This is a genomic window from Mariniluteicoccus flavus (assembly GCF_054776655.1).
Map to the genome: position 1 here is coordinate 159613 of NZ_BAAHBN010000003.1, position 14450 is coordinate 174062.

At 69.4% G+C, this 14450-nt stretch carries 12 protein-coding genes and 1 tRNA gene; 3 read left to right on the top strand and 10 right to left on the bottom strand.

Annotated features, from left to right (window positions below; all coding sequences use genetic code 11):
- Window positions 1–44: 44 nt before the first annotated feature.
- On the top strand, window positions 45–1532 hold the full coding sequence (locus ACYVAG_RS06910; protein ID WP_460768259.1) for a sensor histidine kinase: 1488 nt from the start codon (window positions 45–47) through the stop codon (window positions 1530–1532).
- Window positions 1533–1610: 78 nt separating this feature from the next.
- On the opposite strand, the gene ACYVAG_RS06915 is transcribed toward ACYVAG_RS06910, so the two are convergent.
- Complete coding sequence (locus ACYVAG_RS06915) at window positions 1611–1862, bottom strand: WhiB family transcriptional regulator (RefSeq protein ID WP_460768639.1); 252 nt, start codon at window positions 1860–1862, stop codon at window positions 1611–1613.
- Between the two features lie 241 nt (window positions 1863–2103).
- On the opposite strand from ACYVAG_RS06915, the gene ACYVAG_RS06920 reads away from it, so the two are divergent.
- On the top strand, window positions 2104–2547 hold the full coding sequence (locus tag ACYVAG_RS06920; RefSeq protein WP_460768261.1) for a hypothetical protein: 444 nt from the start codon (window positions 2104–2106) through the stop codon (window positions 2545–2547).
- 8 nt (window positions 2548–2555) lie between these two features.
- Here ACYVAG_RS06920 and ACYVAG_RS06925 read toward each other — a convergent pair whose 3' ends face one another.
- The 4 genes from ACYVAG_RS06925 to galK form a co-directional block, all read right to left on the bottom strand.
- Window positions 2556–3383 (bottom strand): amino acid ABC transporter ATP-binding protein, encoded by an 828-nt coding sequence (locus tag ACYVAG_RS06925; protein ID WP_460768641.1) that lies wholly within the window; start codon window positions 3381–3383, stop codon window positions 2556–2558.
- Between the two features lie 74 nt (window positions 3384–3457).
- On the bottom strand, window positions 3458–4417 hold the full coding sequence (locus ACYVAG_RS06930; RefSeq protein WP_460768262.1) for an amino acid ABC transporter permease: 960 nt from the start codon (window positions 4415–4417) through the stop codon (window positions 3458–3460).
- 2 nt (window positions 4418–4419) lie between these two features.
- A complete protein-coding gene (locus tag ACYVAG_RS06935; RefSeq protein ID WP_460768264.1) occupies window positions 4420–5325 on the bottom strand; it encodes an ABC transporter substrate-binding protein in 906 nt (301 codons plus the stop codon).
- A gap of 96 nt (window positions 5326–5421) precedes the next feature.
- The gene (gene galK / locus ACYVAG_RS06940; RefSeq protein ID WP_460768266.1) at window positions 5422–6573 is read right to left on the bottom strand and encodes a galactokinase; all 1152 of its coding nucleotides are present in this window, start codon (window positions 6571–6573) and stop codon (window positions 5422–5424) included.
- 47 nt (window positions 6574–6620) lie between these two features.
- On the opposite strand from galK, the gene ACYVAG_RS06945 reads away from it, so the two are divergent.
- Complete coding sequence (locus ACYVAG_RS06945) at window positions 6621–7166, top strand: TetR family transcriptional regulator (RefSeq protein WP_460768267.1); 546 nt, start codon at window positions 6621–6623, stop codon at window positions 7164–7166.
- Window positions 7167–7376: 210 nt separating this feature from the next.
- Here the strand turns inward: ACYVAG_RS06945 and ACYVAG_RS06950 are convergent, their stop codons facing one another.
- The 5 genes from ACYVAG_RS06950 to ACYVAG_RS06970 form a co-directional block, all read right to left on the bottom strand.
- Complete coding sequence (locus ACYVAG_RS06950; protein ID WP_460768268.1) at window positions 7377–8591, bottom strand: pyridoxal phosphate-dependent aminotransferase; 1215 nt, start codon at window positions 8589–8591, stop codon at window positions 7377–7379.
- A 128-nt stretch (window positions 8592–8719) separates the two neighbouring features.
- Window positions 8720–8896: a DUF6104 family protein gene (locus ACYVAG_RS06955; protein ID WP_460768270.1), complete on the bottom strand. Its 177-nt coding sequence runs from the start codon at window positions 8894–8896 to the stop codon at window positions 8720–8722.
- A complete protein-coding gene (locus tag ACYVAG_RS06960; RefSeq protein ID WP_460768271.1) occupies window positions 8897–12727 on the bottom strand; it encodes a multifunctional oxoglutarate decarboxylase/oxoglutarate dehydrogenase thiamine pyrophosphate-binding subunit/dihydrolipoyllysine-residue succinyltransferase subunit in 3831 nt (1276 codons plus the stop codon).
- Between the two features lie 135 nt (window positions 12728–12862).
- Window positions 12863–14230, bottom strand: a complete 1368-nt coding sequence (locus ACYVAG_RS06965) for a hypothetical protein (protein WP_460768272.1) — start codon at window positions 14228–14230, stop codon at window positions 12863–12865.
- Window positions 14231–14291: 61 nt separating this feature from the next.
- Window positions 14292–14363: transfer RNA gene (locus tag ACYVAG_RS06970), tRNA-Arg, on the bottom strand.
- Window positions 14364–14450 lie beyond the last annotated feature (87 nt).

Genomic DNA, 14450 nt, shown 5'->3' on the forward strand with positions numbered 1-14450 from the left:
CCGAACCGTGACGGACGCGGGCCGGCGCGGCCTAGGCTGACCCCATGCAGCTCATGGCCCGCCTCATCCGCCAGCACACCACGCTCTCGCCCTCCCAGGAGGAATGGCTGACGCGGTTGATCGCCGACTGGCAACTGATCGCGGACCTGTCGTTCTCCGACCTCGTGCTGTGGGTGCCCGACGAGGATCCCGAGATCTTCTGGGCGGTGGCCCAAATCCGGCCCACGACGGGGCCGACGGCCCTCGAGGACGACGTCGCCGGCAGCCGCGTGGCCTACCAGCCCGAACACGGCGTGCCCGAGGCCTATTGGTCGGGCGAGATCGTCGAGACGAGCGAGAACAAGCTGCAGGCCGGCATTCCGGTCGACGTGCACGCCATCCCGATCCATCGCGACGGCGAGGTGTTGGCGGTGGTCGAGCGCCACACCAACCAGATGGGCGTACGCGCCCCCGGCGCGCTCGAGGACAACTACCTCGAGATGGCCGAGATCCTGACCGAGATGCTCGGTCGCGGGCTCTTCCCCGTGGAGGGGACGACGAGTGATCCGGTGCTCAGCCCCCGCGTGGGCGACGGCCTGATCCGCCTCGACCAGCGCGGACGCGTCCTGTACGCCACGCCGAACGCCGTGACCGCCTATCGCCGCATGGGGCTGGCAGCAGACCTCGAGGACGAGTTCCTCGCCGAGATCACGATGGCCCTGATGGCCAGCGATCCCAGCCAGCACATCGACGTCTCGCTCGCCGAGGTCTTCGCCTCCGACGTCGCCCACGAGCTCGACGTCGCCGTGGGCATGATCTCGGTCCGACTCCGCGTCCTGCCGCTGCTGGGCGCCAGGGGCCGGGCGGGGGCGATCGTGTCGTGCCGCGACATCACCGAGCTGAACCAGCGCGAGCGCCAGCTGGTCACCAAGGACGCGACGATCCGCGAGATCCACCACCGCGTGAAGAACAACCTCCAGACCGTCGCAGCGCTGCTGCGCATGCAGGCCAGGCGCATCAGCTCCGACGAGGCCCGCCAGGCCCTCATCGAGGCCCAGTCGCGCGTGGCGGCGATCGCCGTGGTCCACGAGACCCTGAGCCAGGTGTTCGACGAGGAGGTCGTGTTCGACGACGTCGCCGACCGGGTCCTCAAGATGGTGGGCGAGGTGGCCGCCGCACGTCGCCGCGACGGGCTCGTGACGCGGCGCGAGGGGTCGTTCGGCCTCGTCCCCGCCGCGGTCGCGACCAGCCTGTCACTCGTCGTCACAGAGCTGTGCCAGAACGCCATCGAACACGGCCTGGCCGACGCCGACGAGGGCCTCGTGCGGGTGCTCCCGCGCGCCACGGAGGGATGGTTGGCCGTGGACGTCATCGACGACGGCGCCGGCCTCCCGCCCGACTTCACCCTCGACCGCTCGCGCTCGCTCGGACTGTCGATCGTCTCGACTCTGATGCGTGACCTCGGGGGGACGTTCGAACTGGTCAACAACCCTGAGGGCGGCGGTTCGAGGGCCCGCATCAGCATGCCGATCCGGCGCGGCGACCCGGCCTGAGGCGGGGTCCTGGGGGATTTATGGCACACGGCAACGACCCCGGGGGCACGCCCCGGGGTCGTGTGTACGTTCAGGCGGTCAGGCCGTGCGGATCCGTGATCGGGCCGCGCGTCGCTTCATGGCGCGCCGCTCGTCCTCCGACAGTCCTCCCCACACCCCGTGGTCCTGCCCTGCCTCGAGGGCCCATTGCAGGCACGCCTCGCGGACGTCGCAGCGCTTGCAGACCTGCTTGGCCTCTTCGATCTGCATAAGGGCGGGCCCGGTGTTTCCGATGGGGAAGAAGAGCTCGGGATCCTCGTCCAGACAGGCTGCCTTGTGGCGCCAATCCATAACGTACATCCACTCCTTTGGATAGAGACCCGGTCGCTGGCCGCGACGTTGCGGGGGTAGAAGACTGGGGGTCGTTTCGACAGTGCTCTCAAGAGTGGCAACAACGACGCGGGAAAACAAGATCTTGACACGTCGGTTGAATCACATTTTCTCGGGCTGACTGCGAGGATCGCCCGTGATAGGTCGTGTGTGCGCGTGGGGCCGACACGCGGACGGCCGCGCGCGCGTACGCTTGCTCCTCGTGCCCGCCGATTCCGTCCCCCAGACCCCGCCGACCGTGCCCGACCGAGGCTCGGCCCCCCCGCCCGTACGCGTGGCCGCAGCCATCCTGGCGCTCCTGGCCCTGGTCTCGGCGGCCCTGGGCGTGTTCGAGGCCTTCCAGGTGCGGCCCGACCGCGCGGTCGTCGGCATCGGCTCGGCCATCCTCATGGTCGCGTACGCCGTGGCCCTGGTCCTGATCGCTCGCGGGCTGTGGCGTACGCGGGCCTGGTCCCGCGGACCCGCCGTGGCCACGCAGCTGATCCACCTGCCGGTGGCCTACAGCTTCCTCGGCGGCGCGACGGTCTGGATCGGCGTCACCCTCGGCGTGCTGGCCCTGATCGTGATCGGCTGCCTCGTGAGCCCGGCCGCGACCCGCGCCCTGGTGGGGCCGGCCACGCCCGAGGAGCCCACTCCCGTCCGTTGAGCGAAGGTCTACTCCAGCACGCCGATCACCGAGTCCAGTGCCGCGTCCTTGGTCTGGGCCTCGCTGCGGACGCGCGACAGGAACTCCCGCGTACGCGCCTCCTTCGGGGCGTGCAGCACCTGCTGCGGGGTGCCCTCCTCGACGACCATGCCTTCGGCCATGAACACGACGCGGTCGGCGACCTCGCGCGCGAAACCCATCTCGTGGGTGACCACGACCATGGTCATGCCGTCGCGCGCCAGTCGCTTCATCACGGCCAGCACCTCCCCGACGAGTTCGGGGTCGAGCGCCGAGGTGGGCTCGTCGAACAGCATCAGGCCGGGCTTCATGGCGAGCGCGCGGGCGATGGCGACGCGCTGCTGCTGGCCGCCCGACAGCTGCGACGGATAGAAGTTGGCCCGCTCGGCGAGCCCGACCATGTCGAGGAGCTCGAGGGCCTCCTTCTTCGCGGTCGCGCGGGCGACGCCCTTGACCTGCACCGGCGCCTCCATGACGTTGCCGAGCGCGGTCATGTGGGGGAACAGGTTGAAGCGCTGGAACACCATGCCGATCGACGAGCGCTGGCGCGCGATGTCCTTCGGCGTACGCGTGTGCAGCTTCCCCTTGCGTTCCTCGACACCGACCAGTTCGTCGTTGACCCAGATGCGGCCACCGGTCAGCGTCTCCATCTGGTTGATCAGGCGGAGGAACGTGGTCTTGCCGGAGCCGGAGGGGCCGAGAAGGCAGACGACCTCACCGCGGTGGACGTCGAGGTCGATGCCGCGCAGCACCTCGACCTTGCCGAACTGCTTGTGCACGTTCACGGCGCGCACGACGGGCGGCCCCGAGCGGTCCACGTGGTGGCCGGACTGGCCCTCGGGCTGGCCTTCGTCGGCCGCGGACGCGGGGATGGGCGACTCAGCGTTCGTGCTCAATGGTCATTTCCGATCGCGATGGGGCGGTCCTGACCGGCGCCGCCGAACCCGCGCCCGAAGCGGCGCTCCAGCCAGGCCTGGCCGATCATGAGCACCGACGTGGCGATGAGGTAGTACAGCGTCGCCGAGATCAGGACCGGGAACGTCTGGTAGGTCCGCGACCCAATCGCCCGCAGCTGGAAGAACAGCTCGGTCGACAGCGGGATCGCGATCAGCAACGACGTGTCCTTCAGCATGGCGATGGTCTCGTTGCCGGTCGGCGGCACGATCACGCGCATGGCCTGGGGCAGCACCACGCGCCACATGGCCTTGCCGGGGCTCATGCCGAGCGCCTGCGCCGCCTCGCTCTGGCCCTTGTCGACCGAGAGAATGCCGGCGCGCGCGATCTCCGCCATGTACGCCGCCTCCGACGCCGCCATGCCGAGCACCGCGCCCGCCATGCCCGCGAAGATCTTGTTGGCGTCGAGCGTCATGAACCGCCACGAGCCGCTGAGGCCGAGCCACTCGATGATCTTCCAGTCGAACGGCACGCCGAGGCTGATGCCCTCCTGGAACACGATGCCGAGCGCGCCCATGATCGTCAGCAGCACATAGCGCGGGATCGCCCGGAAGAACCACGTGTAGGCCCACGAGAAGCTCGACAGGATGGGGTTCGACGACAGCCGCATGACCGCGAGCAGCACGCCGCCCAGCACCCCGAGCACCATCGACAGCACCGTGACGAGCAGTGTCCCCTTGAGGAATCCCTCGATGACGGGCTTCTGGTTCATGGCCTCGGCGATGAACGGCCAGTCGAAGGCGGGGTTGAACAGCAGCATGTTGACGAACATGAGCGTGAGCACGGCGAGGACGGCAACCGCCACCCAGCGCCAGGGGTGGCGTACGGGGACGGCGTCGATGCGGCCGGGACGATCGCTCGTCCCGGCCGCCGACGCGGTCGCTGAAGGGTCGGTCATGCTCAGGGGTTGACCTTGAAGTCGCTGATGGCGCCGCCCTCGGTGCCCCACTTCTTCAGTGCGGCCTCGTAGCCGCCCTCCGACTTGAGCTCGGTGAGGGCGCCGGTCAGGGCCTCGGCGAAGTCCTTCTGGTCCTTCGGCACGACGAAGCCGTACGGCGACGCGTCATACATCTGGCCGACCTGCTCGAGCTTGCCGCCGGACTGCTTCACCGCGTACGCCACCACCGGCGAGTCGGCCAGCATGGCGTCGGCCTTGCCCGACACGACGGCGGCCGTCGCCTGGTCCTGGCCCTCGAACTGCAGGATGTTGATCTTCTTGTCCCCGCACTTCGCCTGGCGCGCCGGGAGGTCCTCCTGCTCCTGGACCGTGCCGGTCTGGACGGCCACCGTCATGCCGCAGACGTTCTGGGGGTCCACCTTCTTCGGGTTGCCCTTGGCGGTGCCCCACAGGGTGCCGGCGTTGTAGTACGACACCATGTTCACCTGCTCCTTGCGCTTGTCGTTGATGGTGAACGACGAGACGCCGACGTCATACTTGTTCGCCTGCACGCCGGTGATGATGGAGTCGAACGCCGACGGGGTCCACTCGACGGTCACGCCGAGTTTCGCGGCGACCGCGTTGAACAGGTCGACCTCGGAGCCCACGACGGTCTTGCCGTCGGCGTCGAGGAACTCGTTCGGCGCATAGGTCGCGTCGGTGCCCACCACGATCTTCTTCGAGGACTTGACCTTCTCCGGCAGCTTCGCGGCGAGGGCTTCGTTGACCTTGGCCGGCTTCGAGCCGCCTGCGGCAGACGGCTGGTTCGCGGTGTTGCCGAGCGAGTTGGACCCGCAGCCCGAGAGGGCGAGGGCGGCGGACGAGGTGATGGCCAAGGTGGCCAAGGTGGCCAGGAAGCGCGACTTCATGTGTTCCTCCAAATGATGCGGTCGCGCAATCTTGTCACTTCTCGTTCATCGGGCGGGACACGTGAGGATAACTATTTGGTACGCCCGGCCCGTCGGTCAGCCCACGCGGCGCGCGCCGGCCGCCGGGGTCGGCACGAACCCGGCCGGGGCACGGAACCCGGCGTCGGCGAACGACTGCGCGATGGCGGCCTCCACGTCGCCCGCGGTCCCGAGGTCGCACAGCGCGATGATGCAGCCGCCGAATCCGCCGCCCGTCATCCGCGCCCCGTGGGCACCGGCGGTCCGGGCGGTCTCGACGGCCAGGTCGACGGTCGGCACGGTGATCTCGAAGTCGTCGCGCATCGACGCGTGCGACGCATCCAGCAGGGGGGCGAGGTCGCGCGTACGCCCCTGGTCGAGGCACTCCACGGCCTCCAGCACGCGGGCGTTCTCGGTCACGACGTGGCGTACGCGGCGCAGCATCTCGTCGTCGGCGAGCGTCCGCTCCAGCCCGTCGACCGACGTGATCGCCCGCAGGTCCGGTACGCCGAGCAGCGCCGCCGCGTCCTCGCACGACCGGCGACGGTCGGCGTACGCGGAGTCGACCAGCGCGTGGGGCGTGTTGGTGTCGAGCACCAGCAGTTCCAGCCCGGCGTCCCCGAGCGCCAGCGGCACCGACCGCGTGGACAGGTCGTCGCAGTCCAGCAGGAGGGCGTGGTCGGCGGTGCACAGCATCGAGGCGGCCTGGTCCATCAGCCCGGTCGGCGCACCGACGTACGCGTTCTCCGCCCGTCGCGCGAGCTGCGCCCCGTCCATGGGAGAGATCTGGAGGCCCGAGAGGTCCGCGAGCGCCACGAGCGTCGCGCACTCGAGAGCCGCCGAGCTGGACAGCCCGGCGCCGACCGGCACGGTCGAGTCGACGAGCAGGTCCGCCCCACGCACCGTGTGGCCCGCCTCGCGCAGCGCCCAGACCACCCCGGCGAGGTAGGCCGCCCATCCCCCCGATCCCGGCTGGAGGTCGTCGACGGTCACCGTCACGGCGTCGGGCTGACCCGTCGACGCGAACGTCCACGTCTCGTCGTCGCGCAGTCGGGCGGCGACGCGCACCTCGCGGTCGAGCGCGAACGGCAGCACGAACCCGGCGTTGTAGTCGGTGTGCTCGCCGATCAGGTTCACCCGCCCGGGGGCGGCCCACTGCCCGTCGGGCTCACCCCCGATGAGCTCACGGAACAGGTCGGGCAGGTCGGTGCGAACAGCGTTCTGGGGCACGGGGCAGATCCTCTCGGGCGTGGGGCCTCTCGCGGTAGGGTCCCATCATGCCCCTCAGCCGCCCCGACGTCGTGGCGGCCGCGCTGGACATCCTCGACACCTACGGCCTGGCCGACCTCACGATGCGCCGCATCGCGGGAGCCCTCGACGTCCACGTGGGCGGCCTCTACCACCACGTCCCGAACAAACAGACCCTCCTCGCGGCCCTGGCCGACGCCATCCTGACCGACCTCCCCGAACACCGAGCACAAACGGCCCCCGACCTGGTCACGACCTGGGCGTACGCCTTCCGCTCGGCCCTGCTGTCCCACCGCGACGGAGCCGAACTGGTGGCATCAGTCCTCAGCATGCGCCTCTCGGACAGGTCCCCCATCACCCACCTCACCGACCTCCTGGAAGAAACAGGGATCCGGAACGCGCACCTGATCGCGTCCACAGTGGTCCACTTCACCCTGGGCCACGTCATGGACGAACAGGGCCACACCCAACTCGTCGCCCTCGGCGTCGCCCAACCCGACGACCAGGACCCGGAAGAGCTCTTCGCCGGAGGCCTCCACCTCCTGCTCCACGGCATGGGCCGAGATTCGCGCTAAACCTCGGCCCGGCTCAACCTCCGCCCGCCCCCAAACGGAGGGGCGGTGGTGCCAACTGCAAGCGTGGGGTCTGGCGGTGTGGGTGAAGCGGCGTAAAGACGCCGCGAACCGACGGAACCAAAGAGCCGCCGACCCGGCGTCCCAGCCGCAAGCCGACACCGCCAGACCCCACGCGCAGCCCCCAAGCCACAAAACCGCCCCCAGAAGCCCCTACCTCCGCGTCCCCAAGAACTCCCCGATCCTCCCGATCGCCTCCGTCAGCAACTCCTCATCAGGCAGGATCACCAACCGGAAGTGGTCCGGCTTCGGCCAGTTGAACCCCGTCCCGTGCGTGACGAGGATCTTCTTCGCCCGCAGCAGGTCGATCACGAACGCCTCGTCGTCCTCGATCGCGTAGACCTCCGGGTCCAGCCGCGGGAAGCAGTACAGCGCGCCCATCGGCTTGACCACGCTCACGCCGGGGATCTCCGACAGCAGCCGGTGCGCGACCTCGCGCTGCGCGTGCAGGCGCCCGCCGGGCCCCACCAGTTCGTCGATGGTCTGCCGTCCACCGAGCGCGGTCTGGATGGCGTGCTGCGCCGGGACGTTGGCGCACATGCGCATGTTCGACAGCAGCGTCAGCCCCTCGAGGAAGTCCTCGGCGATCTCCTTCGGCCCGGTGATGGCGACCCAGCCGGCGCGATAGCCGCACACCCGGTACGCCTTCGACAGCCCGCTGAACGTCAGGCAGAGGACGTCGTCGCCGGTGTAGCTGGCCATGAAGTGGTGCTTGGCCTCGTCGTAGACGATCTTCTCGTAGATCTCGTCGCTGAGGACGACCAGGTCGTGGCGGCGGGCCAGGTCGGCGAGCCCGCGCAGGACGTCCTCCGAATAGACGGCGCCGGTCGGGTTGTTGGGGTTGATCACCACGATGGCCTTGGTGCGCTCGGTGATCCGCGCCTCGATGTCGGCGAGGTCGGGCGACCAGTCGTTCTCCTCGTCGGCGTAGTAGTGCACCGGCGTCCCGCCCGCGAGCGAGACCACGCCCGTCCACAGCGGATAGTCGGGTGACGGCACGAGGATCTCGTCGCCGTCGTCGACCAGCGCCTGGCAGACCATCGTGATCAGCTCGCTGACGCCGTTGCCCAGGAGCACGTCGTCGACCGTGACGTCGTCGAGCCCGCGCGACTGGTAGTGGTTCGCCACGGCCGTCCGGGCCGAATAGATGCCGCGGGAGTCCGAATAGCCCTGGGCCTCCGGGAGGTGGTGCACCATGTCCTGCACGATCGACTCGGGCGCCTCGAACCCGAACGGTGCGGTGTTGCCGATGTTCAGCTTGAGGATGCGGTGGCCCTCGGCCTCCAGGCGCTGGGCCTCCACCAGGATGGGGCCGCGTACGTCGTAGCGCACGTTCTTGAGCTTGGAGGACTGCTTGATGGGACGCATGTCCGCATTCTTCCACGGGCATCGCGCGCCGCCAGCGATTTCTCGCGGTACGCCGGACCGCGCCGGCCCCGCAACGGCGACGCCCCCGCCGGTCCGAAGACCGACGGGGGCGTACGCGTGTCAGGACCTCAGTCGTCCTCGTCGTCCAGCCTCGCCAACCAGGTCGCGAGTCGCTCGACCGGTGTCTCGAACTCGGGGTTGAGGTCGGTGAAGGTCCGCAGCTGGTCGGCGAGCCACGCGAAGGTGACCTCCTCCTCGCCGCGGCGCTTCTCGAGCTCCTCGATCCCGCGGTCCGTGAAATACACTCACGCCTCCTTGGGGGCCAGCGCGCGGGCGATGAGGTCCTTCTGCTCGACCTCGTGCACCTTGTGCAGGCCCACCGACGGCGCCGACGACGGCTTGCGGGTGATCGGCTCCATGACCAGTTCGCGCTTGGGCAGGAAGTGCTGCAGCGCGCCCGGCAGGTTGTAGGACATGAACATCCACGCGCCCTGGTTCTCGGGCTCGTCCTGCACCCAGCGGATGTCGGTGACGTGGTCGTAGCCCTCGAGCGCCGCCGCGAGCTCCTTGGTGGGGAGGGGATAGAGGCGCTCGAACGCGAAGATCGCGACCTCACCCTCCTGGCCGTTCTTCTCGCGGGCGTTGACGAGGTCCCAGCGCACCTTGCCGGAGCAGAAGATGATCTGCTTGACCTTCGACTTGTCCGTGATGGTCGCGTCGTCGATCAGCGGCTCCCACTTGCCGTTCGTGAAGTCCTCCGGTGTCGATACGGCGCGCTTGTTGCGCAGCATCGACTTCGGGGTCGCGATGACCAGCGGCCGATGCCAGTTGACGTACGCATGGGTCCGCAGCAGGTGGAAGTGCGACGCCGGGGTCGACGGCTGGCACACGGCCAGGGCGTCCTCGGCGCACAGCTGCAGCCAGCGCTCGATGCGGGCCGACGAGTGGTCGGGGCCCTGGCCCTCATAGCCGTGGGGGAGCAGCAGCACGATGCCGGACTTCTGCGTCCACTTGGCCTGGCCGGAACTGATGAACTCGTCGGCGATGGTCTGCGCGCCGTTGGCGAAGTCACCGAACTGGGCCTCCCACAGCACGAGCGCCTCGGGGCGGGCCACCGAATAGCCGTACTCGAAGCCCATGACCGCGTACTCGCTCAGCAGCGAGTCGAAGACCTGGAACTTCTCCTGGCCCTTCGCCATGTTGCGCAGCGGCACCCACGACTCGCCGGTGTGGCGGTCGACCATGGCGGCGAACCGCTGGGTGAACGTGCCGCGGCGCGAGTCCTGGCCGGTGAGGCGCACGGGTCGCCCCTCGAGCAGCAGGGAGCCGAACGCGAGGATCTCGGCGGTGGCCCAGTCGATCGGGCCCTCCACGATCGCCTTGGCGCGGCGCTGCAGCTGCGGCAGCACCTTGTTGTGGACGGTGAACCCGTCGGGGACGTTGACGTGGGCGTCCGCGATCGTCTGCAGCATGTCGGCGCTGATCGAGGTCGGCTCGTCGCGCCCGTGCTTCTTCGGATATTTCGCCGTGCGGTGGTATTCCTCGTCGGCGCCGGAATCGTCGCGGACCTCGCGGAACACCTCCTCGAGGCGCTTCTGGAAGCGGTCCATCGCGGCCTCGGCGTCCTCGACCGTGATGTCGCCGCGACCGATGAGCGCCTCGGTGTAGAGCTTGCGGGTCGAGCGCTTGCGCTCGATCAGCTCATACATCAGCGGCTGGGTGAAGCTCGGGTCGTCGCCCTCGTTGTGGCCGCGGCGGCGATACGACACGACGTCGATGACGACGTCCTTGTTGAACGCCTGGCGGAACTCGAACGCCAGCCTGGCCACGCGTACGCAGGCCTCCGGGTCGTCACCGTTCACGTGGAACACCGGTGCGCCGATCGACTTGGCGACGTCGGTGCAGTAGACCGACGAGCGCGAGGCCGTGGGCGAGGTGGTGAAGCCGACCTGGTTGTTGACGACCACGTGGATGGTGCCGCCGGTGCGATAGCCCCGCAGCTGCGACATCTGCATGGTCTCGAAGACCACGCCCTGGCCCGAGAACGCGGCGTCGCCGTGCATGAGCACCGGCATGACCGGGAACTCGGTCGCCCGGTTCAGCAGGTCCTGCTTGGCACGCGTGATGCCCTCGAGCACCGGGTTGACGGCCTCGAGGTGGGACGGGTTCGCGGCGACCGACGTCTTGATCGTGTTGCCGGACAGCGCGGTGAACTCGCCCTCGGCGCCGAGGTGGTATTTCACGTCGCCCGAGCCCTGGACCGTACGCGGGTCCACGTTGCCCTCGAACTCCTTGAAGATCTGGGCGTACGACTTGCCGACGATGTTCGCGAGCACGTTGAGGCGGCCGCGGTGCGGCATGCCGATGCAGACCTCCTCGAGACCCGAGTTGGCGGCGGACTCGCAGATCTCGTCGAGCAGCACGATCGTGGCCTCGGACCCCTCGAGCGAGAAGCGCTTCTGGCCGACGAACTTCGTCTGCAGGAACGTCTCGAAGATCTCGGCCTCGTTGAGCTTGTCGAGCACGCGGAGCTGCTCGTCGCGCGGGAGCTTGGGGGCGCCGACCTCGACGCGGTCCTGGATCCATTGGCGCTGCACCGGGTCGGGGATGTGCATGTATTCGATGCCGACCTGGCGGCAGTAGGACTCGCGCAGCAGGCCCAGGATGTCGCGCAGCCGCATGAAGGGCGCCGGGCCGCCGAACGAACCCGTGGCGAACTGGCGGTCGAGGTCCCACAGCGACAGGCCGTAGGTCTGGACGTCCAGGTCGGGGTGCTTGCGCTGGACGTATTCCAGCGGGTCGGTGTCGGCCATGAAGTGGCCCGACGTGCGATAGGCGTTGATCAGCTCGTGGACGCGTGCCTGCTTGCCGACCTGGGCCTCGTGGGAGACCGACGAGTCGGTGGCCCACCGGATGGGCTCGTAGGGGATGCGCAGCGCCCGGAAGATGTCGTCCCAGAAGCCGTCGGAGAGCAGGAGCTCGTGGATGACCTTCAGGAACTCGCCCGACACCGCGCCCTGGATGACGCGGTGGTCATAGGTCGAGGTGAACGTCATCATCTTCGACACGCCCATGTCGTTCAGGCGCTCGGGGTCGGCGCCCTGGAACTCCGGCGGATAGTCGATGTTGCCGATGCCGATGATGCAGCCCTGGCCGGCCATGAGGCGCGGGATCGAGTGGTTCGTGCCGATGCCGCCCGGGTTGGTCAGCGTGATGGTCGTGCCCTGGAAGTCGGAGACCTCGAGCTTGCCGTCGCGCGCCTTCTTCACCAGCGCCTCGTACGCGGCCCAGAACTGGGCGAAGTCGAGGTCCTCCGCGTTCTTGATGGAGGGGACCACCAGCGAACGGGTGCCGTCCTTGCCCGGCAGGTCGATCGCGAGGCCGAAGCCGACCGAGTTGGGGACGACGAGGTTGGGCTTGCCGTCGATGACCTCGTACGCGTTGTTCATCGCGGGCACGGCGTCGAGCGCCCGCACCATCGCATAGCCGATGAGGTGGGTGAACGACACCTTGCCGCCGCGAGCGCGCTTGAGGTGGTTGTTGATGACGACGCGCTGGTCGATGACGAGCTTCATCGGGACCGAGCGCACCGAGGTCGCGGTCGGGATCGACAGCGACAGGTCCATGTTCTTGGCGGTGCGCATGGGAGCCCCACGCATCACGCTCTTGGTCGGCTCACCCTTGTCGGCGGCGTCGCGGACCGTCGGGTTGGGCGGGTCGGCGGGGAGGCCGCCGGGGTTGCCGGGCTTCACCGGGCGGAGGTCCTTGACCTCGTTGGGCTGCTCGACGGTGGCCTTCGGCGCGTTGGCGGGCTTCTCGGGCTTCTCGGCCCTGGTCTCCGACGTCGGCTCCGCCTTCTTCTCCGATGCGGTCGGCGTCGACGCGGGCTTCGCCGCCGCGGCCTTCGGCGCCGCCTTCGCCGCGTCGGCCTTCGGTGCCGCCTTGGTCTGCTGCGACGCCTTGGCGTCGGCCTGCTTCGTCGCGGGCCTGGCGCCCGTCATGCCGTTCTCCTCGAAGTACGCCTTCCAGCTGTCGTCCACCGAGGACGGGTCCTGCTGGTAGCGGTCGAACATCTCGTCGAGGAGCCAATCGTTGGCGCCGAAGTCTGACTGGTCTTGGTCGGGCGCGGGGGCCACAATCGCCTTCTTCCGGTTCGTGTCTGCAAGCCTGTGGCAGCAGCGACGCTGCCTCGCCTGATCCTACCCAACTCTGCATACCACTGCGGCACTGGTCCGTTCGACACGCGGGGCTCGCCACACGCGTGCGGGGGGCTACCGGGACGACGCGCTGCGGCGGCCAGAATCGTCGGGGTCGGCCGGGGCCGCGGGAGGCTCCGGGGCGGACGCGGCGCTGGCCGCGCTCTGCTGCACGCGAGTCTGGGCCGGCCGGGCGCCCAGAGCCACCCAGGCCCCGCGGAAGGTGTCCACGGTGAGCCAGACGAGCAGCACGTTGCGGGCGGTGAGGAGGCCGGCCGCCACCCACCGGTTGGTGTCCTCGGGCGCGCTGGGGAAGATCAGGGAGTCGTAGAAGAAGGGAAAGATGAGCTGAGACAGCGCCGCCACCAGGATGATCTCGGCGGCCCACCAACGGGCGGTGGCGGGGGAGACGGAGTGGCGTGCGGGGCCGCGTACGCCCACCCGCGCGATGAGGGCGGCGACCGGGGCGCCCAGCCATCCGATGTATTGCGGGCTGAGCGTCTTGTTGGTCACGATGATGATCGCGACGGCGGCGAGCATCGCGGCCGCGATGGCCGGCCCGTCGGGGCGCGGGGCGGTGACCACCCGCCAGGTCAGGGCGAGGCAGGCCAACATGCCGAGCACGGTCGAGACCGTGGCCATCGCCAGCCAGAACGGTACGCCGGGACCGAACACCTCGAACGCCTGCCAGCGGGAGAAGGCGATCGACCACGTCTGCTGGTCGCCGGCCCGGGCCAGCATCAGCGGCGTGGCCCACACCGATTCGACCTGCAGGCCGCGCCCGCCCTGCCAGTCGAGGGGACTGAGGAGCCGTTCACGGCCTCCGAGCGCCAGGCACGCGATGAGGATCGCCCCGCCGGTGGCGATGAACCCGCCGACAGCCGGGAGCCGGGTGCGGCGCTGCAGGAGGAAGGCCAGCAGCGTGCCCGGCCACAGCTTCACCGCCGCCCCGACCGCGAGCAGGGCGCCCGCCAACGACGGGCGGGTCGTCGCGAAGATCGCCGCGGCGCCCACGGCGACCGCGGGGACGAGGTCGAACCGCAGCCACATGAGGGGGCCCAACGCGGTGAGGAAGACCGACCAGACGATGACGGCGGCCGCGCGATGGCGTCCGCCGCGCGCCCACAGCAGGGCGCAGAAGGCGAGGTCGAACGCCATCATCAGCATGACGAAGCCACCCAGGTAGGCCATCACCGTGGTCCCGGCCCAGGTCGGCACCTGGAGGAGCCAGGCGACAGGGATGGGGTACTCCAGCAGCGTGTGGGGGAGCCCCTTGGCCGCCAGCTCGCCGACCTTGGTGAAGTAGTACGGGGTGTCGCCCATCTCCCATTCACGGAGGCGCCACAGGACGGCGGTGAGGAATCGGGTCGCGACCATCACGCCGAGGACCGTCAGCCCGCTGGGTGTGCGCCGCTGCGGGCCGGAGTTGAGGATGGTGGACACGGAAGCCTTCGGATCGATCACGGTGCGGTCAGATCTTGTGGCCACGTGTGCGGCCCGAGGGCGCCCCCGGCAGGATTCGAACCTGCGCTCCCGCCTCCGGAGGGCGGTGCTCTATCCCCTGAGCTACGGGGGCCGTCGGCCGCGTGACGACCGAGGGAGAGCGTACCAGCAAAACCGTCCCGACGTGTCGCACCGACCCGCGGAGGGCGGCGCTAGGGTG

Coding starts and splice junctions, on each gene's coding strand:
- ACYVAG_RS06910 (WP_460768259.1), top strand. CDS start 45: ATGCAGCTCATGGCCCGCCTCATCCGCCAGCACACCACGCTCTCGCCC.
- ACYVAG_RS06930 (WP_460768262.1), bottom strand. CDS start 4,417: ATGACCGACCCTTCAGCGACCGCGTCGGCGGCCGGGACGAGCGATCGT.
- ACYVAG_RS06950 (WP_460768268.1), bottom strand. CDS start 8,591: ATGCGTCCCATCAAGCAGTCCTCCAAGCTCAAGAACGTGCGCTACGAC.
- ACYVAG_RS06915 (WP_460768639.1), bottom strand. CDS start 1,862: ATGGATTGGCGCCACAAGGCAGCCTGTCTGGACGAGGATCCCGAGCTC.
- ACYVAG_RS06935 (WP_460768264.1), bottom strand. CDS start 5,325: ATGAAGTCGCGCTTCCTGGCCACCTTGGCCACCTTGGCCATCACCTCG.
- ACYVAG_RS06945 (WP_460768267.1), top strand. CDS start 6,621: ATGCCCCTCAGCCGCCCCGACGTCGTGGCGGCCGCGCTGGACATCCTC.